The sequence below is a fragment of the Streptomyces sp. NPDC059092 genome, from assembly GCF_042756365.1.
Classification (GTDB): Bacteria; Actinomycetota; Actinomycetes; order Streptomycetales; family Streptomycetaceae; genus Streptomyces.
The window spans coordinates 55744-78122 of the sequence record NZ_JBHZEJ010000011.1 but is presented as its reverse complement, the minus strand read 5'-3'; the positions used below and the strand labels follow the sequence as shown (position 1 = coordinate 78122).

The following is a 22379-nucleotide window of genomic DNA, read 5'->3' as shown; positions in this document are numbered from 1 at the left end:
CGTGGGGACGTCACACAAGGCCGTACGTTTGAGCGTTTCCGCGACGGGCTAGGTTTCGCGACATGGTTACCGAGCCGTCCGTCACCCCCGCGCCCGCCCGCGTCCTCGTGGCGTCCAACCGCGGCCCCGTCTCGTACACGCGGCGCGACGACGGCACGCTGGAGGCCAGGCGCGGCGGCGGCGGGCTGGTGTCGGGCCTGTCGGCCATCGGGTCGGACGACGATGCCGTCTGGGTGTGCGCGGCGCTCGGCGAGGGCGACCGGGAGGCCGTACGGCGTACGGAGGGCCGCCTCGACCCGGCCGACACGGGCGGGCAGCGGGTACGGATGCTGGGCATCGAGCCCGAGGTGTACGCCGCCGCGTACAACGACATCGCCAACTCGACGCTCTGGTTCGTCCACCACATGCTCTACCAGACCCCGCTGGAGCCGTCCTTCGGCCCGGAGTTCCGCGAGCGGTGGGCCGCGTACGAGACGTACAACCGCGCCTTCGCCGAGGCGCTGGCGCAGGAGGCGGCCGAGGGCGCGGCGGTCCTGGTCCAGGACTACCACCTGGCGCTCGTCCCCGGGATGCTCCGGGCGCTCCGCCCCGACCTCAGGATCGGGCACTTCTCGCACACGCCGTGGGCGCCCGCCGAGTACTTCCGGCTGCTGCCCGACGACATCGCGGAGCGGCTGCTGCTGGGCATGCTCGGCGCCGACCGGCTGGGCTTCCTGACCTGGCGGTGGGCGGGGGCGTTCAAGGAGTGCGCCCGCTCGGTACTGGCGGACCACGGCCTGACGGCGCACTGGCCGGAGGACGGGGCCGGCGACGGGGCCGAGGACGGCGGGCGCCACCTCACCTGCCCGCGCGGCAGCGCCCCCGGCCCCTCCGGCGGCCGGACGTACCTCGCGGTCCACGGCCTGGGCGCCGACGGCGACTTCCTGCGCGAACGCGCGCACCGCCCGGACGTCGCCGAGCGGATGGCGACCCTGCGCGGACAGATCGGCGTCACCCCGGACGGGGCCGACCGGAGGACGATCGTCCGGGTGGACCGTACGGAGCTGTCCAAGAACATCGTCCGGGGCCTGCTCTCCTACCGGCAGCTCCTGCTCGACCACCCCGAGTGGCGCGAGCGCGTCGTCCACGTGGCCTTCGCGTACCCCTCCCGGCAGGACCTGGCGATCTACCGCGCCTACACGGAGGAGGTCCAGCGGGTCGCCGACGGGATCAACGCGGAGCTGGGCACGCCCGGCTGGACCCCGGTCGTCCTCCACGTCCAGGACGACTTCGCCCGCTCCCTGGCCGCGTACCGCATGGCGGACGTGGCACTGGTCAACCCCATCCGCGACGGCATGAACCTGGTCGCGAAGGAGATCCCCGTCCTCTCCGAGCGCGCCTGCGCGCTGGTGCTGTCACGGGAGGCGGGCGCGTACGCGGAGCTGGGCGAGGACGCGCTGGTGGTGAACCCGTACGACATCAACGCGACGGCCGCCGCCCTCCACGAGGCCCTGACCATGCCCACGGCCGACCGCACGGACCGCGCCAAACGCCTCGCCGCGGCGGCGACGGCCCTGCCCCCGCAGCGCTGGTTCCTGGACCAGCTGGAGGCGCTGCGGGCCTGAGGTCCTCTCCAGACCTACGGGGCTACGGGGCGGCCGTACGCGCCAGCGCCGCCAGGAAGTCCGCCAGGGCCGCCGGGCCGGGGAGGGCGAGGTCGGCCCGTTCGGTCAGTTCGGGGACTTCGGTGCCGCTGCAGACCAGGAGGCCCGGGTGGCCCTCCGAGCGGAGTTTCTCGACCGCCGCGTAGGCCGGCAGGTCGCCCAGGTCGTCGCCCGCGTACAGGACCGTCTCGGCGCCGACCTCGCGGACGTACTCCAGCAGCGCCACGCCCTTGTCGACGCCCGGCGGGCGCAGCTCCAGGACCATGCGGCCCGGTTCTACGATCAGGCCGTGGCGCGCGGCGAGGGAGGCGAGGGGGTCGCGCAGCGCCTCGAAGGCGGCTTGCGGGTCGGTGGCGCGGCGGGTGTGGACGGCGACCGCGCGGCCCTTCTCCTCGATCCAGGTGCCGCGCCAGGCGCCGAACTCTTCGAGGAATCCGGGGAGTTCGGCGCGTACGGCCGCGACGCCCTCGTGCGGGGCGGGGGCGTGGACCGTACCGGAGACGGCGTCCCAGCGTTCGGCGCCGTAGTGGCCGAGGACGACCAGGTGTTCCAGCCCCGGCACTCCGGCGAAGCCGCCGTACCGTACGGCGACCGCGGCGGGGCGCCCCGTGACCACCGCGACGGAGGCGACGCGTGGGGCGAGGGCGGCGAGGGCGGGGAGCGCGCGCTCGTGGGCGCGGGCCTGTTCGGGGTCGGGGACGATGTCGGCGAGGGTGCCGTCGAAGTCGAGCGCGACGACGGCACCGCCGGGCCGGGCGAGAAGCGCGGCCAGGCCGTCGGCGCCGGCGGGGGTGGTCGGTTCCGGCAGGGAGTACGCGTGGCTGCCCATGCTCCGACCCTATCCACGTCAACCGCCGTACGGGCGGAAATCCGGTCCGCGTCTTCGGTCAGCGGAGGTCGCGGCGCGCCGCCCTGACCCTGCGGAGCCGGTTCACCGTCACCGGGTCGTGCTCCGCGGCCCTCGGGTCGTCCAGCAGCGCGTTCAGGAGCTGGTAGTAGCGCGTCGGGGAGAGGCCCAGCCGCTCGCGGATCTCCCGCTCCTTGGCCCCGGGGCCCGGCCAGCCGCGCCCCTCCATGGCGAGTACGGCACGGTCCCGCGCGGACAGGGCCGGGGCGGGGGCGGCGTCGGGGGCAGCCTCCGGATCCGGGTCGGGGACGGTCCCCGGGGCGGGGGCGGCCTCCTGGTCCCGCTCCGGGGCGGCCTCGGGGTCCGGATCGGGGGCGGCCTCCGGGGCCGGGGCAGCCCCCGGGTCAGAGGCGGCCTCCGGGTCCGGGTCCGGGTCAGGGGCCGAGTGGGGCGTGGTCATATCAGTGACACGCTACTCGGAGGCCTCCGCCGCCGACGCGTCCCTGGCGATCTGCCCCAGCACCGCCCCCGGGTTCTCCCCGCGCTCGACCGCCCTGCCGATGTTCTTCTTGAAGCTCTCGCTCACCTGCGACCACGTGTTCTTGCCGTACGGGAACAGCTCCGAGTCGGGCAGCGCCGTCAGGAACGTCCTGACGTCCTGGTGCTCCGGGTCGGCGAGCATCGCCTCGTTCGCGCTGTAGGTGACCGGCAGCAGGTCGTACTGGCCGGCGAAGCTGAGCACGTTCTTGTCCTCGTACGCGAAGTCCAGGAACTTTCCGATCTCCTGGCGGTGGCCGTTCTGCTTGAACGCCATGACCCAGTCGGCGACGCCGACCGACGACTTCGCGGCGCCGTTCTCGCCGGGCAGCGGCACCGTGCCGACCTTGATGCCCCGCTTCACCGCGTCCTTCATCAGCGTCGGGTGGCCGTTGAGCATGCCGACCTGGCCGCTGGTGAACGCCTTGAAGGCGGTGGCACGGTCCAGCTTCCCGGGCGCGACCGGGCCGGTCAGCCCCGCGCCGACGAGGTTCTTCTGGAGCCAGGTGAAGGTGGCGACGTTCACCGGTGAGTCGATGCTGTACGAGCCGTCGGCGGTGTCCGTGACGCCGCCCCCGCCGCTCAGCAGCCACATCAGCGCCTCGCCCTGCGCCTCCTCGGTGCCGAGCGGCAGCGCGAAGGGGGTCGTCACGCCGTCCGCCTTGAGCGCCTCGGCGTCGGACTTGAGGTCGTCCCAGTCCTTCGGGGCGCTCACCCCGGCCGACTTGAAGAGGTCCTTGTTGTAGAAGAGCAGCCGGGTGGAGGCGATGAACGGCATCCCGTACTGAATACGGTTGACCTCACCGGCCTCGGAGAGCTGGTCGAGGAAGTTCGCCTGAGTGGGTACGGAGAGCAGATCGTCGGCCGCGTAGAGCTTGTCGTCCTTGGCGTAGTCGGAGTACGAACCGACCTGCGCGATGTCGGGGGCGTTGCCCTCCTCGACCATCCGCGCGACATCGGCGTCGATCGTCTTCCACGGCCGGATGTTTATGTCGATCTTGATTCCGGGATGGCCGGCCTGGAACGAACTCGCCACCGACTCCCAGTAATTCCGGGAAGTGTCCTCGGAGTTGGTGCCGTACTCCGCGGCGACCACCTTGAGCGTGACATCCGCGCTGCCCGAGGCGCCCGCGCACCCCGCCAGCGTCACCGTCATGCCGAACGCGGCCACCGCGGCCGCCATGGTCCGGTAACCGCGGTAACCCTGATGACACTCTCGTACAGGTCGCACAGGTCTGTTCCCCGCCTTTTCTGTTTTCTTGCCGCTGCGCGTAAGGCCCTCGACCGGTCCCCCGTGACGCACTGTTGGACGCGCTGTCGCCGACTGCCGGTATCCATCAGCCGGTTTCGATCAGTCGGGTATCGAGCAAGTGATTTTCCCTCACACAAAGGTTTGAGGTCTACCGTGCGGCGGTTGCGCTTCCGCAACGTCCGATATCCCCGGTCCACACGGGGTGAATGTTCTGTTCTTTTGTATGGGCCGACAACAATCCGGAGCCATCAGAGGCCGGAGGTACGCCACCGGGCCATCAGGGGCGCGCCACCGAGCCATCGGGCGTAGTGGACTAGACCTTTCACGGGTTCACACGCGAGACTGTCCCCGTGAGATCCGACAGGCACGCCAGACACGTCATCGCCCTGGATGTGGGCGGCACCGGGATGAAGGCCGCCCTCGTCGGCGCGGACGGCTCGCTGCTGTACGAGACGCGGCGCGCGACGGGCAGGGAGCGCGGCCCCGAGGCCGTCGTCGAGACCATCCTCGCCTTCGCCGCGGAGCTGCGCGCGTACGGCGCCGAGCACTTCGGGGGGAGCGCGGTGGCCGCCGGGGTCGCCGTGCCCGGCATCGTCGACGCCGAGCGCGGGATCGCGCGGTACGCGGCGAACCTGGGCTGGCGCGACCTGCCGCTGCGGGATCTGCTCGGGGCGCGGCTGGGCGGCGTACCGGTGGCGCTCGGGCACGACGTACGCACCGGCGGCCTCGCGGAGGGCAGGCTCGGCGCGGGCCGGGGCGCGGACCGCTTCCTGTTCGTACCACTGGGCACGGGGATCGCCGGGGCCATCGGCATCGACGGCGCCATAGAGGCGGGCGCGCACGGCTCCGCGGGCGAGATCGGCCATGTCGTGGTGCGCCCGGACGGCCCCGTGTGCGGCTGCGGCCAGCGCGGCTGTCTGGAGACCCTGGCGTCCGCCGCCGCGGTGACCCGCGCCTGGCGGCTGGCGAGCGGCGACCCGGAGGCGGACGCGGCGGACTGCGCGAAGGCCGTCGACTCCGGCGACCCGGCGGCCGTACGGGTGTGGCACGACGCGGTCGACGCGCTGGCCGCGGGCCTGGTCACCGCGCTCACCCTGCTGGACCCGCGCACCCTGATCATCGGCGGCGGGCTCGCCGAGGCCGGCGACACCCTGTTCACGCCGCTGCGCGACGCGGTGGCGGAGCGGATCACGTTCCAGAAGCTCCCCGAGATCGTCCCCGCGGCGCTCGGGGACACGGCGGGCTGTCTGGGAGCGGGGCTGCTCGCCTGGGACCTGGTGGACGCCGGGGCCTCCCCGGGCGCGGCGGTCGCGCAGGCCCCGCCCGGTACCACGGTCGCGGGGGCCTCAGGGGCCTCCTCTCCCGCCGGCTCCGCCCCCTCCTCCCGCGCCCCGCACGAAGGACCGTCCGACACCACCCCGTCACTCGCACCGGAGGTAACCGCCTGATGGCCGCTCGCGTCACATCCGCCGTACGCGCCGAACCCACCGTCCTCACCGGCGCCCGGGTGGTACTGCCCACCGGGACCGTGGACGGCGGACGGGTGATCGTCCAGGGCGGCCGGATCGCGGGCCACGCCCCGGCGGACGCCGCCACCCTGGACCTGACGGGCCACTGGCTCGTCCCCGGCTTCGTCGACCTCCACAACCACGGCGGCGGCGGCGCCTCCTTCACCTCCGGTTCCGTGGACGACGTACTCAAGGGCATCCGTACACACCGCGAACACGGCACCACCACGCTCGTCGCCTCCGCCGTCACCGGCGAGATGCACTTCCTCGCCCAGCGCGCCGGGCTCCTCTCCGAACTGGTCGAGCAGGGCGACCTCGCCGGGATCCACTTCGAGGGGCCCTTCATCTCCCCCTGCCGCAAGGGTGCCCACAGCGAGGAACTGCTGCGCGACCCCGACCCGGCCGAGGTGCGCAAGCTGATCGACGCGGCGCGCGGCACGGCCAGGATGGTCACGCTCGCCACCGAACTCCCGGGCGGCATCGACTCCGTACGGCTGCTGGCGGAGCACGGCGTGATCGCCGCGATCGGGCACACGGACGCGACGTACGAGCAGACCGTCGAGGCCATCGACGCGGGCGCGACCGTCGCCACGCACCTCTTCAACGCGATGCCGCCGCTCGGCCACCGGGTGCCGGGACCGATCGCCGCGCTGCTGGAGGACGAGCGGGTCACCGTCGAGCTGATCAACGACGGTACGCATCTGCACCCGGCCGCCCTGGAACTGGCGTTCCACCGCGCGGGCGCGGACCGCGTCGCGTTCGTGACGGACGCGATGGACGCGGCGGGCTTCGGCGACGGGCGCTACCAACTCGGCCCGCTCGCCGTCGAGGTGAAGGACGGGGTCGCCCGGCTGGCGGAGGGCGGCTCGATCGCGGGCTCGACGCTGACACAGGACACCGCGTTCCGGCGGGCGGCGACGGTGGACCGGCTGCCCGTGGAGGACATCGTCCGGGCGATCTCCGCCAACCCGGCGAGACTGCTCGGCGTGTACGACAAGGTCGGCTCGCTGGAGCCGGGCAAGGACGCCGACGCGGTGGTACTGGACGCGGACTTCGGTCTCAAGGGCGTGCTGCACAAGGGGGAATGGGTGATCGACCCCCGCGTCGGCTGACCCGGCGCGGGTACGGAAGCGGTCGGCCCGGGGTCTGGGCCAACCGCTTTCTTTTTGACATGATCGCTACGGCGCTCCAAGGACCAGGCGCCCCGGCGATCCACCACGCGACCGCGTACCCAGGCAGGGGGATGGATGATCCTGACGGTGACGCTCAACGCCGCGCTGGACATCACGTACCGCACGCCCGCGCTCGTCCCGCACACCACCCACCGCGTCAGCGAGGTCGTCGAACGCCCCGGCGGCAAGGGCGTGAACGTCGCACGGGTGCTGTCCGCGCTGGGGCACCGGACCGTGGTGACCGGGTTCGCGGGCGGCCGGACCGGCGACGTCCTGCGGGAGTTGCTGGGCGGCAGCGGCCGGCCCGCCGCATGGAGCGGCGGGCCCCGCGCCACCGGTCCGGTCGACGCGCTGCTGCCGATCGCCGGGTCCACCCGGCGCACCATCGCCGTCGTGGACGCCTCGACCGGCGACACCACCCAGCTCAACGAGCCGGGCCCGGTGGTCTCCGCCGCCGAGTGGACCGGCTTCCTCTCCCACTACGACCGGCTGCTGCGCACCGGCGCCGAGGCCGTGGCGCTCTGCGGCAGCCTGCCGCCCGGCATCCACGTCGGCGCGTACGCCGAGCTGATCCGCCGCGCACGCGCCGCCGGGGTCCCCGTACTCCTCGACACCAGCGGCGAACCCCTGCGCCGGGGCGTCGCCGCCCGCCCCGACCTCGTCAAGCCGAACGCCGACGAACTCGCCCGCCTCACCGGCTCCCGCGAGCCGGAGCGCGCCACCCAGGACGCCCGGCGGCGCGGCGCCCACGCGGTCGTCGCCTCGCTCGGCCCGGACGGGCTCCTCGCGGTCACGCCGGACGGCGTCTGGCGCGCGGTGCCGCCGGACACCGTGCGGGGCAATCCGACGGGCGCGGGCGACTCGGCGGTGGCCGGGCTGCTCTCGGGGCTCGTCGAACGCCTGCCGTGGCCGGCCAGGCTCAGCCGCGCGGTCGCGCTGTCGACGGCGACGGTACTGGCCCCGGCGGCGGGCGAGTTCGACGCGCGCGGGTACGAGGAGCTGCTGCCCCGCGTCACGGTGACGGGGACCGGGCGGCCGGTCCCCGAATGAGCCTGAACCGGAACCGGAACCGGATCCCGCTGCGACACCGGTGTCGGAGCCGAAACCGGTGCCGGAGCCGGAATGAGCTGGAGAACAGAGGACCACATGCCACTCGTCACCACCGCTGAACTCGTCTCGGCCGCCGCGGCCCGGGGCCACGGGATCGGCGCGTTCAACGTGATCACCCTGGAGCACGCGGAGGCCATCGCGGAGGGCGCCGAGCGGGTGGGGGCGCCGGCGATCCTCCAGATATCGGAGAACGCGGTGCGGTTCCACGGCGGCCGGCTCGGCGCCGTGGCCGCCGCCACCGCCGCGGTGGCCCGCGCCGCCTCCGTACCGCTCGCGCTCCACCTCGACCACGTCGAATCCGCCGAACTGCTGCGCGCCGCACCGGCCGAGGGGTTCAGCTCGGTGATGTTCGACGCGTCGAAGCTGCCGTACGCGGAGAACCTGAAGGCGACCGCCGAGGCGGTGCGGTGGGGCCATGACCACGGTGTCTGGGTCGAGGCGGAGCTGGGCGCGGTGGGCGGCAAGGAGGGCGACGGCGCGGACGGCGGCGGTCCCGCGCTGGACGCGCACACGCCCGGCGTACGGACGGACCCGGCCGAGGCGGCGGTCTTCGTCGCCGAGACGGGCGTCGACGCGCTGGCCGTCGCCGTCGGCTCGTCCCACGCGATGACCCGGCGCACGGCCGCCCTCGACCACGCCCTGGTCGCCGCCCTGCGCGAGGCCGTCCCCGTACCGCTGGTCCTGCACGGCTCCTCGGGCGTCCCGGACGAGGAGATCCGCCGCGCGGTCGCCGCGGGCATGGTCAAGGTCAACGTCGGCACGGCGCTCAACACGGCCTGTACGGAAGCGGTACGGGCCCATCTCGCCGGGCATCCGGCGACGGTCGACCCCCGGAAATACCTCGCCCCGGCTCGCGAGGCGATGGCCGGGACGGTGGCGGGGTTCCTGCGGGTCGTCAGCTCTCCACAGGCGTGACGGTCAGCTCTTCGGGGGCGTGACCTCAAGCCAGTCGAGGATGGCGTCGCACTGGTTGCCCTGCTCGCAGGAGATCTTGAGGGTGTTCTTGCCCGCCTGGAGCTCGACCGGCGCCCAGGTGGTCTGCCAGTTCTTCGCCAGATCCGGGTCGTCGGAGCTGATGAAGTTCTTCAGCCCGAGGGGAGAGTTGTTCGCCTTGCCGTTGACGGTCAGCGTGGCGTTCGCGTCCTTGGCCGGGATGGCGTAGCGCACGGACAGCGCGTAGCTGCCGGCTTCCTTGATGTCGGCGGTCCAGGTCACGGAGGCGCCGACGGCGTTGAAACCGGTCACGTACGAGCCGTTGGTGCCCTCGGCCCCGTCGATGTCCGTGGCGAGCGCGGCGGGCGGCCCCAGCTTGAGGGTCGCCGCGTCCTGCTTGGGCAGTTCGATGCCGTCGGCGGACGAGTCGCCGCCGTTCTCCTCGTCCTTGCCGGACGCGGACGGGCTCGGGTCCGTCGTCTGACCGACCGACGCCCCCGGGTCCGACGGCCCCGCCTCGTTCTTGTCCTTGTCGCTGTTGCTGGAGAGCAGCGCCGCTGTGATGCCGATCACCACGATCGCGACCACCGCGATCGCGCCGATGAGCAGGCCCCTGGTGTTCGGGCCGCGTCCGCCGCCACGGCCGCCGCCGCGTCCGCCGCCGCGCGGGGCGGGGACCTGGGTGGTGGTGGCGCCGTGCTGCTGCGGGGGCGCCTGCTGGCCGTAAGGAGCCTGGCCGTACGCCTGCTGCTGGCCGTGGGCCGCCTGCTGCGGCGGCACCGCCTGCTGCCCGTACTGGCGCTCGCCGACCGTCCTGACCTGGTTGTACGACGTCCTGGGGACGCCCGGCTGGGTGGCCGGACCCGGGTAGCCGTAACCGCCTTGGCGCCGCTGACCGGCGCCCGCCGCTGCCTGTCCGTCTTCGTACAGGTAGCCGAACGGGTCGTCGTCCTCGGGCTTGTTCGCGCCGTTGTTCCCGGCCGTCATCGGTGGTCACTCCTTACCATCTCGCCAGCGTCGCCGACCGGCCGAGCCTACCTCGTGCGGGCAAGACTACGGACGGGTCTTGACGGGTGGCTGCCAGTCTGCGGCCCTTGGGTGAACAACCGATCGCGGACATGTCCCAGCCCTGTCCCGAACGGCCCGCGCCCACGGCCCCAGGTGTGCCGCCCTGCCCGCCGTCTACCCCGGGGAACGCGTCCGGCACCTTCCGGGAGGGGCGCCGCCCGGACAGCCTCCCGCTCCCCCGCCCTTACGTCGCGTTACCCCGCCCGCCGCTGCACCTGCTTGCGGGAGCGCTTCTCGACGTACATCCGCTGGTCCGCGGATTGCAGGACTTCCTCGACCGACATTCCGCAGCTGGCCCAACTGATGCCGAAGCTGGCGCCGACCCGGACGGCCCGGCCGTCGACCCTGATCGGCGGGATGATCGCGTTCCGCAGCCGTACGGCGAGGTCGGCGGCGTCCGCCGAGCCGAGGCCGTCGGCGAGGACGACGAACTCGTCGCCGCCGAGCCGGGCCACGGTGTCGCCGTCGCGTACGCCGGTGGTGAGCCGGCGCGCGACCTCGATCAGCACCTCGTCGCCGGTGTTGTGGCCGAAGCGGTCGTTGATGGACTTGAACCCGTCGAGGTCGCAGAAGAGGACCGCGAGCCCCTTCGTGCCGTCGTCCGCGTCGCCCTCGGCGGGCGCGACCAGGTGGACGTGGTGGTCGAAGGGGCCGGCGCCGGGGACCGGGCCCCCGTCGCGTACGCCACCGCGCCGGCCCGCGTGCTCCTCGTAACCGTCCTGCCCGGCGTAACCGTCGTAGCCGGCATAGGCGTCACCCGGGCCGCCCGGACCGTGGGCGCCCGCGTACGCGTCGTACGTGTCGTAGCCGGGCTCGTACAGGACCGTGCCCTCGTACCCCCCGTACGCCGCGTCCAGGGCCTCGACGGCGGTCTTCTCCCGCGTGGCGAACGGGCGCGAACAGAGCCGGGCGCTGAGGCGGGAGCGCAGCTCCGCGCTGTTGGGCAGGCCGGTGAGGGAGTCGTGCGAGGCGCGGTGGGCGAGGTGGAGTTCGCGGCTCTTGCGCTCCTCGATGTCCTCGACGTGGGTGAGGAGGAAGCGGGGGCCGTCCGCCGTGTCCGCCACCACGGAGTTGCGCAGCGAGACCCAGACGTACGTGCCGTCGCGCCGCGCGAGGCGCAGTTCGGCGCGGCCCCCCTCGGCGGAGGTGCGCAGCAGTGTGCCGATGTCCTCGGGGTGGACGAGGTCGGAGAAGGAGTGGCGGCGCATCACGGCGGCGGGGCGGCCCAGGAGACGGCAGAGCGCGTCGTTGGTGCGCAGCAGTTTGCCGTGCTGGTCGCCGCCCATCTCGGCGATGGCCATGCCGCTGGGCGCGTACTCGAAGGCCTGGCGGAAGGATTCCTCACTGGCCCGGAGCGCCTGCTGTTCGCGTTCCAGACGGACGAGGGCGCGCTGCATGTTTGCTCGGAGGCGGGCGTTGCTGATCGCAATGGCCGCCTGGGACGCGTACATCTGGAGGGCTTCCTGCCCCCAGGGCCCCGGCCTGCGGCCACCGCGCGGCCGGTCGACGGATATCACGCCGAGCAGCTCGCCCCCGCGCCCGGCGGCGTGCGCCGGCGGGTCCTTGCGCGCGGTCGAGTACATGGGGGCGTAGAGGCGGTCGGCGGGGTGCCACTCGTCCTCGAAGCGGGGGTCGGGGCCTTCGGTGTACCACTGCGGTACGTCGTCCTCCAGCAGCACCCAGCCCTCGGTGTGCGGTATGAACCGCAGGTCACCCCAGGTGTCCCCCATGGCGAGCCGGCGCTCCCAGGAAGTACGGGAGCCGACCCGGCCGGTGATCAGTGCCTCGGCGGCGACGCTCCCCGCGAAGGCGGCGACGACCAGATCGCCGTCGGCCTGGACGACATTGACACACGCGAGTTCATAGCCGAGCCCCGTGACGACGCCGTCGGCGACGGTCTGCAGGGTGTCCGCCAGACTGCGGGCGGTGTTGAGCTCTGCGACGGCCTCGTGCAACTGCCGCAGGGTCGCAAGGCGGACATACGGCTCCGACTCGGTCTCCATTGCTCGCTCTCCCCGAGACCTCGACAGCAACTCCAGGATTCTCATCGGCGCTTGTGTGGCACTGTCCTCGCAACTGAATCACAGCGAGCTGTTCGCCAGGTACACAGGGTCAACAATTACCTCGCTCTGTGTCTCAAGTCACACGTCCGTGCGGAGGGAGAACGCCTGGTGGAAGCGCTCCCGCGCCTTTGCGGAACGCAAGTCCCGGCCGTGGGAAGCCGTTCGGAGCGGGGTCCGGAGTGGTCCTAGGACCTGGCTGGTCCCCTGGTCCGATGCGGGCGCGGGACCGACGAGACTAGCGTCTCCCCCGTGTCCCAGACGAGTCCCGCCCCACGTACCGAAGCCGTCCCGCATGCTGAGGGGGTGAGCGACGACGAGTTCCGCGCGGCCCTCGCCCGGCTGGCCGCGGGTGTGGTGCTGGTGACGGCGCACGAACCGGCCCTGAGTACGGACGGACCGCGCGGCGAGGACGCGGGCATGACGGCGACGGCCTTCCTGTCCGTCTCCCTGGACCCTCCGCTGGTCCTGGTCAGCCTCCGCAACGGCTCCCGGATGGACGACCTGCTCGCCGAACAGCCGCTGTGGGCGGCGTCCTTGCTCTCGGAGAACCAGCGGCACATCGCGGGCCGGTTCGCGATGAAGGGGCGGATCAGCGACCGGCTCCTGTTCCAGGACCTCCCGTACCGCCGGGGCGCGGTGAGCGGCGCACCGCTGATGGAGGGGGCGCTGGCGACGCTGGAGTGCCGTACGGAGCAGCGGGTCGAGGCGGGCGACCACACACTGGTGATCGGGCGGGTACTGACGGCGGCCCTGCCGGGCGGGGAGGCCGGGCCGCTGACGTACTTCAAGGGCCGCTACCGCCAGTTGGGCCAGGGCTGAGACCGCCGGAGTCCGCGGAGGGCCCCTGGAGCCTCGTACGAGGTCTCGTACCAGACCTCGCACGAGGACGCGCCAGACCTCGTGCGAGGACGGGCGCGGGCGTCTACCAGTCGTGGCCGGTGCGACCGCGCTTCGTCTGCGCGCGCTGCTTCTTCTCGCGCAGCCTGCGCTCGTTGATCCCGCGCGGGATCTTCGTCTTGCGGCGGGCGCGCGGCGGCGGGGCCGTCGCCTCGGCCAGCAGGGCGGCGAGCCGTACCGACGCCGTCTCGCGGTTGCGCCACTGGGAGCGGTGCTCCGACGCGCGTACGGTGACCACGCCGCCCACCAGCCGGCTCGCGAGCCGGTCCAGCGCGCGCTCCTTCCAGACGGGCGGCAGGGCCTCCGTCCTGGCCAGGTCGAAGCGCAGCTCCACCTGGGAGTCGCTGGTGTTGACGTGCTGGCCGCCGGGTCCGGACGAGCGCGAGAAACGCCACATCAGCTCGGCCTCCGGCAAGGAGACCGAACCGCGGATGACATGAGGAGGCCCGGACATGCCCCCATGGTCCCGTGTCCACGCCCCTCCCGTCACCTCGTTAATGCGGCGGCCTCCGCCGGCCGTCGCCCCGGCCGTCCTTCCGGCCGTCCTTCCGGCCGCTCCGGCCGTCCGGGTAAAGAAAGTAAAGGGGGCGGAACCTCCGGGACCTCTGCCCGCGTTATGTCGGATGACGGTAGCTTCGGGGCCACTCGAAGCCCTCACCTGACAACGAAAGGCACATCCCATGGCTGTAAGCCTGTCCAAGGGCGGCAACGTCTCACTCACCAAGGAGGCGCCCGGCCTCACCGCCGTCACGGTCGGCCTCGGCTGGGACACCCGCACGACCACCGGTACGGACTTCGACCTCGACGCCTCGGCGATCGCGGTGAACGACGGCGGGAAGGTCTTCTCGGACGGTCACTTCGTCTTCTTCAACAACAAGGCGACGCCGGACCAGACGATCGTCCACACCGGTGACAACCGGACGGGCGAGGGCGACGGCGACGACGAGGCCATCAACGTCAATCTGGCGGGCCTGCCGGCGGACATCACCAAGATCGTCTTCCCGGTCTCGATCTACGACGCCGAGACCCGCAGCCAGAACTTCGGCCAGGTGCGCAACGCGTACATCCGCATCGTGAACCAGGCGGGCGGCGCGGAGATCGCGCGCTACGACCTGAGCGAGGACGCGGCCACGGAGACGGCGATGGTCTTCGGCGAGCTGTACCGCAACGGCGCGGAGTGGAAGTTCCGCGCGGTCGGCCAGGGGTACGCCTCGGGCCTGGTGGGCATCGCGACGGACTTCGGCGTCAACCTCTGATCACCGGTCCCCGACCACTGATCGCCGGCGCCCCCTGACGGCTGCCCGACGACGCCCACGCAGGGCCCCGGCCTCCCGGCCGGGGCCCTGCGCCGCCGTCCGTCCCGTTACGACTCGTGTTCCGGAACAGGCAGTGCCACGGCGGACCTCCTTCGCGCGGAGAACGACACCGCCGGCGTAGGACGCAGTCCGGGCGAAGAAGTCGAAGCGCTTCGCTCGAACGTGAAAGCGGTGACGTTTCTCCAGGCCAGAGCGGTACAGAAGGTACGAGGGCCTCTCGTGGGCCGGAGGTTCGTTCGGGCGTGACACCATCGGGTCGTGCTCGACATCGGCTACTCCCTCTCCCGGCGCTTCCCCGATCCCCCGCAGACCGACTACCGCCGCGCGGAGGTCAAGGAGCTGCGGCACGATCTGTTCTGCGGGGACGTCTATCTCGCCGACACCGCCGCCGACCGTGAGGTGTCCACCGCGTGGGGGTGGGTGCCCGTGCTCGACTTCGCGTGGGCCCTGTGCGACATCGTCGAGCGGATCGACCAGGACCCGCGGGGCAGCCGGGCCGCCACGCCGCAGGTCGCCGAGCTGGACTTCACGGAGTCCGCGGACCGGATGTTCTTCCAGCGGCGCTTCGGATGGGTCGACATCGAGGCGGACTGGATGCCCGGCGACGAGCCGCCGCTCACGTTCAGCCACCGGCTGCTGCGCCGGGAGGCGCGTGACTTCCTGCACGATGTGATCGCGGACCTCACCGACCTGCACGACGGGCTGGCCGACAACCCGGTCGTCTGGGACCTCCAGAGCCGCTTCCCCCGCTCCTGAACCGGCGGCACCCACGCGCCCGCCCGGAAGACCCAGGAACACCCAGGAACCCCCGTGGCCCAGGGCGTCCCGCGGCCATCACGGAGTCGTCGCACAGTCGTCACACAGCCCACTCACGGTTCCTGGGCATTCGCAGGCGTACATCGCGTGTCCCCGGGCAGATGCAGTCTGCCGGGGCACTGCCGGGGACGCGGGCGACCGCTTCCTCCCCCCACCGAAACGGCGTGCCCGCGGAGTACCGTCTGGGCCCCGACCTATCCCCCCAGGTCGGGGCCTACGGCGTGCCCCCGGACGACCGGGCGCCAGGACGCCAGGACGCCAGGACCGGTCAGTCCTCCACCCGTACGCCAATCTGTGCCGCGAACGCCGGTGCGAGGTGGAGCAGTTGCGCCGAGCTGATCACCGCTCCCGCCAGCCGGTCCAGACCGCGCGCGATGTCCAGCTCGGCGACCGTCCGCAGGTCGACGTCCTTCATCCGGACCCCGCTCAGATCGACCCGCCGGAGCACGCAGTCCCGGAACTCGACGCGCTCCAGCTCCGCTCCCCCGAAGTCCGGTTCGGCCAGCACGCACCCCTCGAACACCACATCCTTCAGCCGCGCCTTGCGCAGATTCAGGTAGTCGATCTTCCCGCCCTTGATCAGCACCCGCTCCAGTACGGCACCGTGCAACTGCAGGCCGCCCAGCCGCGCGTCCACCACCTCCACATCCCGCAGGGACGCCCCCGCGAGGTCCGTTCCCACACCCCGGACACCGGTCAGGACGGAGTCGACGAACCGCGCCCGCACCAGCGCCGTCCCGTCCAGCCCGCACTCCCGCAGCGCGCAGTCGATGAACCGCGCGCCGGGCCCGGACTGGCTGCCCAGATCCAGGCCCTGGAACTCCAGCCCGTCGTAGTCCCCGTCCGGCTCCAGATCGCCGCCGTACGGGCTCAGCGGCGGGAGCCGCACCTCTGCCCGACGCGCCGCAGCCGTCCCGCTCTTCGCCGTCTTCCTCGCCATGCCCCCATGGTGGCCTACGGCACTGACAACGCCCCGATGTCACATCCGACAGGCCGTTCCACGTCACCTCGGTGAGCGCGTCGACGACCATGCCGGCCAGCTCGCGACCACGCGGAACAAACGAGGGAGAGAGGTCATCATGGGTCACAGTCCAGCCCCCGACCGGAGCCACAGCACCGACACCGACACCAGCACCGGTCCCGGCACCGGTCCCGGCATCACCGTCATCGGCGGCGGACTCGCCGGGCTCACCGCCGCCATCACCGCCGCCGAGGCGGGCGCCCACGTCACCCTCCACGAGGCCCACCACACCCTCGGCGGCCGGGCCAGGACCGCCGAAGGCCCGTACGCGGTCAACGACGGACCGCACGCCCTCTACCGGCGCGGGCCCCACTGGCACTGGCTCCGGCGGCGCGGGCTGCTCGGGCCCCTGGCGAACCCGCCCCTGCGGGAGGCCGCGCGCTTCCGCTTCCACCACGGCGGGGCGCTGCGCCGTACCCCGCCCGCCGCTCTGTTCGCCCTCGCCCGCCGCAGCGCCGAACGGGCCCCGGCCGACGTGGACTTCCTCACCTGGGCCACGGAGCGGGCCGGCCGCGCGACCGCCCGCGCCGCCGCGCACTACGTCGCCGTAGCCCTCTTCCACCACGACCCGGGCTCGCTCTCCGCCGCCTTCGTCCAGGAGCGGCTGCGGCGCGCCGCCGCACTGCCGCCGGAGGCCCGGTACCCGGCCGGCGGCTGGGGCGGGCTCAGCGGGCGGATGGCCGGGCACGCCCGGAACCTGGGCGTACGGATCGAGACGTCCAGCCGGATCGACACCCTGCCCGACGGGCCCGTCGTCGTGGCGACCTCCTTGGACGCGGCCCGGCGCCTCCTCAAGGACGACGGGCTGCGCTGGCCCAGCGGCCGTACGCTCCTGATCGACCTGGCACTCCGTACGCGCCGGGGCGACCCGTTCGTGGTCTCGGACCTGGACGCCCCGGGGTGGCTCGAACGGTTCACCGCGCAGGACCCGTCCCTCGCCCCGGCCGGCGAACAGCTCATCCAGGGGCAGATCCCGATCGGCCCCGACACGCCCCGCGCCACCGGGGTCGCGCGCGCCGAGCACCTGCTCGACGTGGGGTTCCCCGGCTGGCGCGAGCGCACCGTCTGGCGGCGCGAAGCACTGGCGAACGGCCGTACGGGAGCGGTCGACCCGCCCGGCACCACCTGGCGGGACCGGCCCCGCATCGACCGGGGCGGGACCGGCGTCTTCCTCGCCGGGGACCAGGTGGCGGCGCCCGGGGTGCTCTCGGAGGTGGCCTTCACCAGCGGGATCACGGCGGCGTCGCTGGCGCTGAAGTCGCTCACCGGGGTTCCCACCGGCGGCTCTTGACCTCAAGCGAACTTGAGGCCGGAGGCCGGCCCCGCCCCGGTCGATCCTGGGACGGTCGAATCCTCCGGTTCGCCCGGCCCGGCGATGCTCAGGGGTGTGAGCGGAAACCTCCGCGTACTGGAGGAACGGGCACTCGCCGAGGCGGCGGCGGGCCGGCTGCGCCCGGCCGTACAACGCTTCCGCCTCGCGGACGCGGCACGGGCGCACGGTGCGCTGGAGACGCGCGGGACGGTGGGCAAGGTGGTCCTGGAACCGTGAACCCGCCCTGCCCCCTGATACGCGGTCAGGCGGCCCAGCGGCGCGGGGTGTGGACCAGGGTCGCCCAGGTACGGGTGCCGACACCGGCGCCCACACCGAGGTGATGCGCGGAGCCGAAGCCCCAGGTCCCGTGGTGGGCCGCCACCAGATCGGGTACGCCTTCGAGCGCGCCCAGACGGCGCTCGTCGCACACGGCGGCGAGACGGGGGTGGGTGTGGGCGGCGTGCGTGTCGTGCACGGTGATCCGCAGGACGCCCTCCAGGTCGTGATGGAGCGAGAGCTGGACCTGTTCCCCGGACGCGGTGAAACGGCAGGCGTAGAAGACGAGTTCGCGTACGAGACGCAGGGCGGGGTCGATCAGGGTGTCGGCGACGCAGTGGACGTCGAGAATGACCTCGGCGGCCTCCCTCGCGATGGCGGGCGTCGCGACGGCGGAGGGCAGGGCGAGACCGTACGCGAGGTTCCCGGGGACGGGCTCCTCCGGGTCCTGCGGGGGCGGCGGACACTGGGTGAAGCGCGGGACGGGGTACGCGGCGGGGGTGGTTCCGTTTTCGGGCATGACAACTCCGCTCGGCGGTGGGGTGGTTGTACGTACCGACAGGCGCGCTGCGGCACGCTTGCGCAACGCCCTTCACCTTCACGGTGCGTGAGCGTTGCACCACTGAAGGTAGAGTACGCTCGGCGGTAATTACCACTACCCCTAGATAATTACCCCTTCAGGTGGACGAGGCTGACGCCCGACGGGCAAACTGACCCCGACTTTGGCCAAGGGAAGCAACACATGCCACCACGAAGTTCCCCCAGCGAACGCCAGAAGCGGCTCGGCGCCGAACTGCGCAGAATGCGCTTCGACGCGGGAGAGTCCACGGAGTTCGCCGCCCGGCTGCTCGGGCTGGACCGTATGAAGATCTCGAACATCGAGTCCGGCGTTCGCGCCATCACCCCCGAACGCGTGCGGACGCTCGCCTGCAACTACGACTGCCGGGACGCTCCTTACGTCGACGCGCTGGCCGCCATCGCGGGCGACCGCTCCAAGGGCTGGTGGGATTCGTACTGGGGCCAACTCCCCGCAGGGCTGATCGACATCACCGAGCTGGAATGGCATGCCCTCGCCGTCCGAACAGGCGCATTCCTGCACGTACCCGGGCTCCTCCAGACCGACGGTTACGTTCGCGCGGTGGGCAACGCCGCACTACCGTCCCTGTCGGCGCACGAGACCGAACTGCGCGTCGCCCTGCGCATGCAGCGGCAACAGGTACTCCATCGCGAGAACCCGATCGATTACATCGCATACGTCCACGAAGCGGCCCTGCGCATCGAGTTCGGCGGCCTGAAGGTCATGCGCGCCCAACTGGTACACCTTTGCGAGATGAGCGAGCAGGGCAACGTAGAGCTACGGGTCATCCCATTCTCTTCCGGCGCCTTCCCCGGCGCAGGCCAAGGGGTGCTCTACGCAAAGGGTGTCGTCCCCCAACTTGACACCGTTCAGCTCGACTCGGCCCACGGCCCCATGTTCGCGCACGTACCCGCGCAACTCGACAAGTACCGTGCCCAGTTGGACTGGATGGAGCGCGTCTCCCTGAGCGCCGGCGAGTCCCGGGACTTCATACACGCTCTGACCAGCGCCTGACAGGAGAAGACACCGTGCCCGACATCACCTGGGAAGCCCCCTTCTGCGCGGAGAGTTCGAACTGCTTCCGCATCGGCACCGACCCGGACGGCAACGCCTACATCGCCGTCTCCGGCCAGGAAGACACGTACCTCACCGACACCCGCGAAGCCCTCACCACCCTCATCCGCGACATCAAGGCCGGCAAGGCCGACCACCTGCTCTGATCGGTGCGGCCGAGCAGGGAAACGAGGGTGCCGGGGGCCGGATCGTGGCGCATGATCGCGTCATGTCCGACCCCGCTTCGTTCCGTGACCCGACCAACTGGTCCGACAGCTCCTACGAGCTCGGCGTCGAGGTCGGCTCAACCGATGACGCGCGGGTTCAGGCTGTCCTGAGCGCCCTGTGGTCCGCAGCGGACGTGCGGGGATGCTTCGCGTACGACGGCCGCGAGCCCCATGAGCAGGAGCCGGTGCCCTGCACGGTTGCCTCCTTGGCCGAATACGGGCACCTTCGCGGCCAGGTGCGTCTGCCGACCGGCCAGTTGTCGGTGTGCGGGTGTGTGGCGATTCGCGGTGGTGACGAGGGCAGCGACTGGGTGGACTTCTATGTGCCGCTGGGAGTGCTGGACAAGGCGGACATCCCGTACGGGGACGGCCGGCCGTTCTTCCGGTCCGCCGTCATGGACGACTGGCTCGCCGGCATCGGGGCCGAGGCCTTCGGGCGCGCTCCGTTCAGCCTGGGTGTGATCGGCTGGAACGTCTCCGGATGCGCCGACTCAGCAACGCTGGCGGGGAGGCTGCCGGAAAGACGTGACATCGGGTACCTGCTGCCCCGGGCCGGGGTCCTGCACTACGGCGCGGCCAACACCTGAGTCCGGATCGGGCGCCCGATCCGCACGGGCGCCGGACGTGTGCCGCACCGGTCCTGACACCTTCCGCGAGGTGCTGGACGACGTCATCCGGACGGCCTCGGAGGACGACCGGCAGGCAGCGCGAGTCGCCCCGGACGTACTCATGCCGCCCGGCGCGCCGGGCTCCGCCGCGCGTCGTCGCGGAGCAGGCCGATCCGCGCCCCGAGGGCGACCGCGCCCATGCCGACGGCGGTGACGACGCCCTGCGTGCCGTCGACGACGAAGGGGGCGATCACGGCGACGACGAGGTTGAACAGGAACAGGAACCAGAGGACGGGGCGGGAGGAGAGCAGCGACTTCATGATGTTTTCCTACGTCTCTTCGCGTGGCCGGGAGCGGTGGGCCTTACGCCGTCAAGCCTCCCTGCGCGCCCGCGCCCCGACGAGGTGGCCCGCTCCCGGACCGGTGGTGTAGCGGGCTCCACCACGGCCCCGCCCGCCGGACACGAGAGGCGGACACAGGAGGCAGGCACAAGAGGCGGACACGCCCTATTCGTGGTGTCCTGTCCAGGGGCCCGGCCGCCCCGTCCGTATCCCGGCCGCAACATGTCCGCATCATGTCCGCATCCCGACCGAACCCCTACGGAGCCACTGCGAGGGAAGAAAGCCGATGAGCGACCCGGCGACACCCGGCGTACGGCCCGGTACCTCCGACACCGACCCCGAGGCCCACCGCTGGTGGGGGCTCGCCGTCATCGCGATGGCGCAGCTCATGGTCGTGCTCGACGCCACCATCGTGAACATCGCCCTGCCGTCCGCCCAGCGCGAGCTGGGGCTCAGCAACGGTAACCGGCAGTGGGTGATCACCGCGTACACCCTCGCCTTCGGCGGGCTGCTGCTGCTCGGCGGCCGGATCGCCGACCTCGTCGGCCGCAAGCGCACCTTCATCATCGGCCTCATCGGCTTCGCCGCCGCCTCCGCGCTCGGCGGCGCCGCCCAGAGCCCGTCCATGCTCTTCGCGGCCCGCGCCCTCCAGGGCGTGTTCGCGGCGGTCCTGGCGCCCTCCGCGCTCTCCCTGCTCACCACGACCTTCAGCGACGGCAGGGAGCGCGCGAAGGCGTTCGGGATCTACAGCGCCATCGCGGGCGGCGGGGCCGCGATCGGGCTGCTGCTCGGCGGCATCCTCACCGAGTTCCTGTCCTGGCGCTGGTGCCTGTACGTGAACGTGCCGATCGCCGCGCTCGCCGTCTTCGGCGCGTTCACGCTGCTGCACGACCGGGCCGGGCACAAGGAGTCGCGCCTCGACATCCCGGGCGTCGTCCTCGGCTGCGGCGGGCTCGTCGCCCTCGTCTACGGCTTCAGCGAGGCCGAGTCCTCCGGCTGGTCCTCACCGCGCGTCCTCGCCCTGCTCTGCGGCTCCGTGGCACTGCTGACCGCGTTCGCCTGGTGGCAGACGCGTGCGCCGAGCCCGCTGCTTCCGCCGCACATCATCAAGAACCGCAACCGGGGCGGCTCCGTCCTCACGATGTGCCTGACGACGATCGGCATGTTCGGGCTGTTCCTGTTCATGACGTTCTTCCTCCAGAACATCCTCGGCTACTCGCCGCTCAGGACCGGCCTGGCCTTCCTGCCGATGTGCGCGATGATCATCATCGGGTCGACGCAGATCGCCGCCCGGCTGCTGCACTTCGTACCGCCGCGCCTGCTCATGGGGCCGGGGCTGCTGCTCGCGGCGGGCGGGCTGTTCACCCTCACCTTCATCGACACCCACTCCACCTACGCGGCCCACATCCTGCCGGGCACGCTGATGCTCGGCCTCGGCATGGGGCTGACGTTCCTGCCCGTCATGTCGGTCGCCACGGGCGGGGTCGCGCCGAAGGACGCCGGGGTGACCTCCGCGACCGTCAACACGGCGCAGCAGGTCGGCGGCTCCATCGGTACGTCGCTGCTCAACACCGTGGCGACGACCAGCACCACCGCCTATCTGACCGGCCGCCTCGCGGAGGCGGCGCGCCAGGGCGGTATCAGCCCGGCGGAGAAGGCCGGGCTCGTCGACACGGCGACGGTGCACGGCTTCACCGTGGCCATCGGCTGGGCGGCGCTCATCCTGGTGGTGGCGGCGGTCCTCGCGATGGTGCTGGTCACGGCCCGCTCGCCACGGCAGCGGGAGCAGGCCACCGCCTGAT

At 72.3% G+C, this 22379-nt stretch carries 21 protein-coding genes and 2 pseudogenes; 14 read left to right on the top strand and 9 right to left on the bottom strand.

Features of this window, described 5'->3' with window-relative positions:
* Positions 1-62 precede the first annotated feature (62 nt).
* Positions 63-1604 (top strand): trehalose-6-phosphate synthase, encoded by a 1542-nt coding sequence (locus ACFXPL_RS09685; protein WP_384915239.1) that lies wholly within the window; start codon positions 63-65, stop codon positions 1602-1604.
* 22 nt (positions 1605-1626) lie between these two features.
* Here the strand turns inward: ACFXPL_RS09685 and otsB are convergent, their stop codons facing one another.
* Genes otsB through ACFXPL_RS09670 form a run of 3 tightly spaced genes read right to left on the bottom strand, consistent with a single transcriptional unit; the run spans position 1627 to position 4210 of the window.
* Positions 1627-2472, bottom strand: coding sequence for a trehalose-phosphatase (gene otsB / locus ACFXPL_RS09680; protein ID WP_384915236.1), 846 nt, complete (start codon positions 2470-2472; stop codon positions 1627-1629).
* Between the two features lie 58 nt (positions 2473-2530).
* Entirely contained in the window at positions 2531-2950 is a 420-nt protein-coding gene (locus ACFXPL_RS09675) for a DUF3263 domain-containing protein (protein WP_384915233.1), read from the bottom strand.
* A 12-nt stretch (positions 2951-2962) separates the two neighbouring features.
* Positions 2963-4210, bottom strand: a complete 1248-nt coding sequence (locus ACFXPL_RS09670; RefSeq protein ID WP_384915229.1) for an ABC transporter substrate-binding protein — start codon at positions 4208-4210, stop codon at positions 2963-2965.
* Between the two features lie 476 nt (positions 4211-4686).
* Here ACFXPL_RS09670 and ACFXPL_RS09665 point away from each other — a divergent pair.
* From ACFXPL_RS09665 to ACFXPL_RS09650, 4 genes and pseudogenes are all read left to right on the top strand, one after another.
* Positions 4687-5574: pseudogene (locus ACFXPL_RS09665) on the top strand (ROK family protein); the annotation flags it as partial.
* Positions 5575-5726: 152 nt separating this feature from the next.
* Complete coding sequence (gene nagA / locus ACFXPL_RS09660; protein WP_384915226.1) at positions 5727-6899, top strand: N-acetylglucosamine-6-phosphate deacetylase; 1173 nt, start codon at positions 5727-5729, stop codon at positions 6897-6899.
* 135 nt (positions 6900-7034) lie between these two features.
* Positions 7035-8009: a 1-phosphofructokinase family hexose kinase gene (locus ACFXPL_RS09655; protein WP_384915222.1), complete on the top strand. Its 975-nt coding sequence runs from the start codon at positions 7035-7037 to the stop codon at positions 8007-8009.
* Between the two features lie 96 nt (positions 8010-8105).
* The gene (locus ACFXPL_RS09650) at positions 8106-8984 is read left to right on the top strand and encodes a ketose-bisphosphate aldolase (RefSeq protein ID WP_384915423.1); all 879 of its coding nucleotides are present in this window, start codon (positions 8106-8108) and stop codon (positions 8982-8984) included.
* A 3-nt stretch (positions 8985-8987) separates the two neighbouring features.
* On the opposite strand, the gene ACFXPL_RS09645 is transcribed toward ACFXPL_RS09650, so the two are convergent.
* Together ACFXPL_RS09645 and cdgB are read right to left on the bottom strand one after the other, a co-directional pair.
* On the bottom strand, positions 8988-9989 hold the full coding sequence (locus ACFXPL_RS09645; RefSeq protein ID WP_384915219.1) for a CBM35 domain-containing protein: 1002 nt from the start codon (positions 9987-9989) through the stop codon (positions 8988-8990).
* Positions 9990-10264: 275 nt separating this feature from the next.
* Positions 10265-12073, bottom strand: a complete 1809-nt coding sequence (cdgB, locus tag ACFXPL_RS09640) for a diguanylate cyclase CdgB (protein ID WP_384915216.1) — start codon at positions 12071-12073, stop codon at positions 10265-10267.
* Positions 12074-12382: 309 nt separating this feature from the next.
* Here cdgB and ACFXPL_RS09635 point away from each other — a divergent pair, with 309 nt between their 5' ends.
* On the top strand, positions 12383-12952 hold the full coding sequence (locus tag ACFXPL_RS09635; RefSeq protein ID WP_384915214.1) for a flavin reductase family protein: 570 nt from the start codon (positions 12383-12385) through the stop codon (positions 12950-12952).
* 103 nt (positions 12953-13055) lie between these two features.
* On the opposite strand, the gene arfB is transcribed toward ACFXPL_RS09635, so the two are convergent.
* Positions 13056-13484: an alternative ribosome rescue aminoacyl-tRNA hydrolase ArfB gene (arfB, locus tag ACFXPL_RS09630; protein WP_384915211.1), complete on the bottom strand. Its 429-nt coding sequence runs from the start codon at positions 13482-13484 to the stop codon at positions 13056-13058.
* Between the two features lie 226 nt (positions 13485-13710).
* On the opposite strand from arfB, the gene ACFXPL_RS09625 reads away from it, so the two are divergent.
* Positions 13711-14286, top strand: coding sequence for a TerD family protein (locus ACFXPL_RS09625; RefSeq protein WP_384915208.1), 576 nt, complete (start codon positions 13711-13713; stop codon positions 14284-14286).
* 318 nt (positions 14287-14604) lie between these two features.
* Positions 14605-15102 carry a hypothetical protein gene (locus tag ACFXPL_RS09620; protein WP_384915206.1) on the top strand — a complete coding sequence of 166 codons (498 nt, stop codon included), beginning with the start codon at positions 14605-14607 and terminating at the stop codon, positions 15100-15102.
* 328 nt (positions 15103-15430) lie between these two features.
* Here ACFXPL_RS09620 and ACFXPL_RS09615 read toward each other — a convergent pair whose 3' ends face one another.
* Positions 15431-16102, bottom strand: a complete 672-nt coding sequence (locus tag ACFXPL_RS09615) for a pentapeptide repeat-containing protein (RefSeq protein ID WP_384915203.1) — start codon at positions 16100-16102, stop codon at positions 15431-15433.
* Between the two features lie 139 nt (positions 16103-16241).
* Between ACFXPL_RS09615 and ACFXPL_RS09610 the strand changes: the two genes are divergently transcribed.
* Together ACFXPL_RS09610 and ACFXPL_RS09605 are read left to right on the top strand one after the other, a co-directional pair.
* A complete protein-coding gene (locus ACFXPL_RS09610) occupies positions 16242-17474 on the top strand; it encodes an NAD(P)-binding protein (RefSeq protein WP_384915200.1) in 1233 nt (410 codons plus the stop codon).
* A 66-nt stretch (positions 17475-17540) separates the two neighbouring features.
* Positions 17541-17732, top strand: a pseudogene (locus ACFXPL_RS09605) (zinc-binding dehydrogenase); the annotation flags it as partial.
* 25 nt (positions 17733-17757) lie between these two features.
* Here the strand turns inward: ACFXPL_RS09605 and ACFXPL_RS09600 are convergent.
* Positions 17758-18291, bottom strand: a complete 534-nt coding sequence (locus ACFXPL_RS09600; RefSeq protein WP_384915197.1) for an ATP-binding protein — start codon at positions 18289-18291, stop codon at positions 17758-17760.
* Between the two features lie 222 nt (positions 18292-18513).
* Here ACFXPL_RS09600 and ACFXPL_RS09595 point away from each other — a divergent pair, with 222 nt between their 5' ends.
* The 3 genes from ACFXPL_RS09595 to ACFXPL_RS09585 all read left to right on the top strand — a co-directional run bounded on the left by ACFXPL_RS09595 (position 18514) and on the right by ACFXPL_RS09585 (position 20215).
* The gene (locus tag ACFXPL_RS09595; RefSeq protein ID WP_384915194.1) at positions 18514-19362 is read left to right on the top strand and encodes a helix-turn-helix domain-containing protein; all 849 of its coding nucleotides are present in this window, start codon (positions 18514-18516) and stop codon (positions 19360-19362) included.
* 14 nt (positions 19363-19376) lie between these two features.
* Positions 19377-19568, top strand: coding sequence for a hypothetical protein (locus ACFXPL_RS09590; protein WP_384915191.1), 192 nt, complete (start codon positions 19377-19379; stop codon positions 19566-19568).
* A gap of 62 nt (positions 19569-19630) precedes the next feature.
* Positions 19631-20215, top strand: coding sequence for a hypothetical protein (locus tag ACFXPL_RS09585; RefSeq protein WP_384915188.1), 585 nt, complete (start codon positions 19631-19633; stop codon positions 20213-20215).
* Between the two features lie 140 nt (positions 20216-20355).
* Here ACFXPL_RS09585 and ACFXPL_RS09580 read toward each other — a convergent pair whose 3' ends face one another.
* The gene (locus tag ACFXPL_RS09580) at positions 20356-20556 is read right to left on the bottom strand and encodes a hypothetical protein (RefSeq protein WP_384915186.1); all 201 of its coding nucleotides are present in this window, start codon (positions 20554-20556) and stop codon (positions 20356-20358) included.
* 307 nt (positions 20557-20863) lie between these two features.
* On the opposite strand from ACFXPL_RS09580, the gene ACFXPL_RS09575 reads away from it, so the two are divergent.
* Complete coding sequence (locus tag ACFXPL_RS09575; RefSeq protein ID WP_384915183.1) at positions 20864-22378, top strand: MFS transporter; 1515 nt, start codon at positions 20864-20866, stop codon at positions 22376-22378.
* Position 22379 lies beyond the last annotated feature (1 nt).

Coding starts and splice junctions, on each gene's coding strand:
- arfB (WP_384915211.1), bottom strand. CDS start 13,484: ATGTCCGGGCCTCCTCATGTCATCCGCGGTTCGGTCTCCTTGCCGGAG.
- ACFXPL_RS09610 (WP_384915200.1), top strand. CDS start 16,242: ATGGGTCACAGTCCAGCCCCCGACCGGAGCCACAGCACCGACACCGAC.
- ACFXPL_RS09650 (WP_384915423.1), top strand. CDS start 8,106: ATGCCACTCGTCACCACCGCTGAACTCGTCTCGGCCGCCGCGGCCCGG.
- ACFXPL_RS09625 (WP_384915208.1), top strand. CDS start 13,711: ATGGCTGTAAGCCTGTCCAAGGGCGGCAACGTCTCACTCACCAAGGAG.
- ACFXPL_RS09645 (WP_384915219.1), bottom strand. CDS start 9,989: ATGACGGCCGGGAACAACGGCGCGAACAAGCCCGAGGACGACGACCCG.
- ACFXPL_RS09685 (WP_384915239.1), top strand. CDS start 63: ATGGTTACCGAGCCGTCCGTCACCCCCGCGCCCGCCCGCGTCCTCGTG.
- ACFXPL_RS09655 (WP_384915222.1), top strand. CDS start 7,035: ATGATCCTGACGGTGACGCTCAACGCCGCGCTGGACATCACGTACCGC.
- ACFXPL_RS09580 (WP_384915186.1), bottom strand. CDS start 20,556: ATGAAGTCGCTGCTCTCCTCCCGCCCCGTCCTCTGGTTCCTGTTCCTG.
- ACFXPL_RS09585 (WP_384915188.1), top strand. CDS start 19,631: ATGTCCGACCCCGCTTCGTTCCGTGACCCGACCAACTGGTCCGACAGC.
- otsB (WP_384915236.1), bottom strand. CDS start 2,472: ATGGGCAGCCACGCGTACTCCCTGCCGGAACCGACCACCCCCGCCGGC.
- ACFXPL_RS09670 (WP_384915229.1), bottom strand. CDS start 4,210: ATGGCGGCCGCGGTGGCCGCGTTCGGCATGACGGTGACGCTGGCGGGG.
- nagA (WP_384915226.1), top strand. CDS start 5,727: ATGGCCGCTCGCGTCACATCCGCCGTACGCGCCGAACCCACCGTCCTC.
- ACFXPL_RS09675 (WP_384915233.1), bottom strand. CDS start 2,950: ATGACCACGCCCCACTCGGCCCCTGACCCGGACCCGGACCCGGAGGCC.
- ACFXPL_RS09600 (WP_384915197.1), bottom strand. CDS start 18,291: ATGCCCGAAAACGGAACCACCCCCGCCGCGTACCCCGTCCCGCGCTTC.
- ACFXPL_RS09615 (WP_384915203.1), bottom strand. CDS start 16,102: ATGGCGAGGAAGACGGCGAAGAGCGGGACGGCTGCGGCGCGTCGGGCA.
- cdgB (WP_384915216.1), bottom strand. CDS start 12,073: ATGGAGACCGAGTCGGAGCCGTATGTCCGCCTTGCGACCCTGCGGCAG.
- ACFXPL_RS09575 (WP_384915183.1), top strand. CDS start 20,864: ATGAGCGACCCGGCGACACCCGGCGTACGGCCCGGTACCTCCGACACC.
- ACFXPL_RS09595 (WP_384915194.1), top strand. CDS start 18,514: ATGCCACCACGAAGTTCCCCCAGCGAACGCCAGAAGCGGCTCGGCGCC.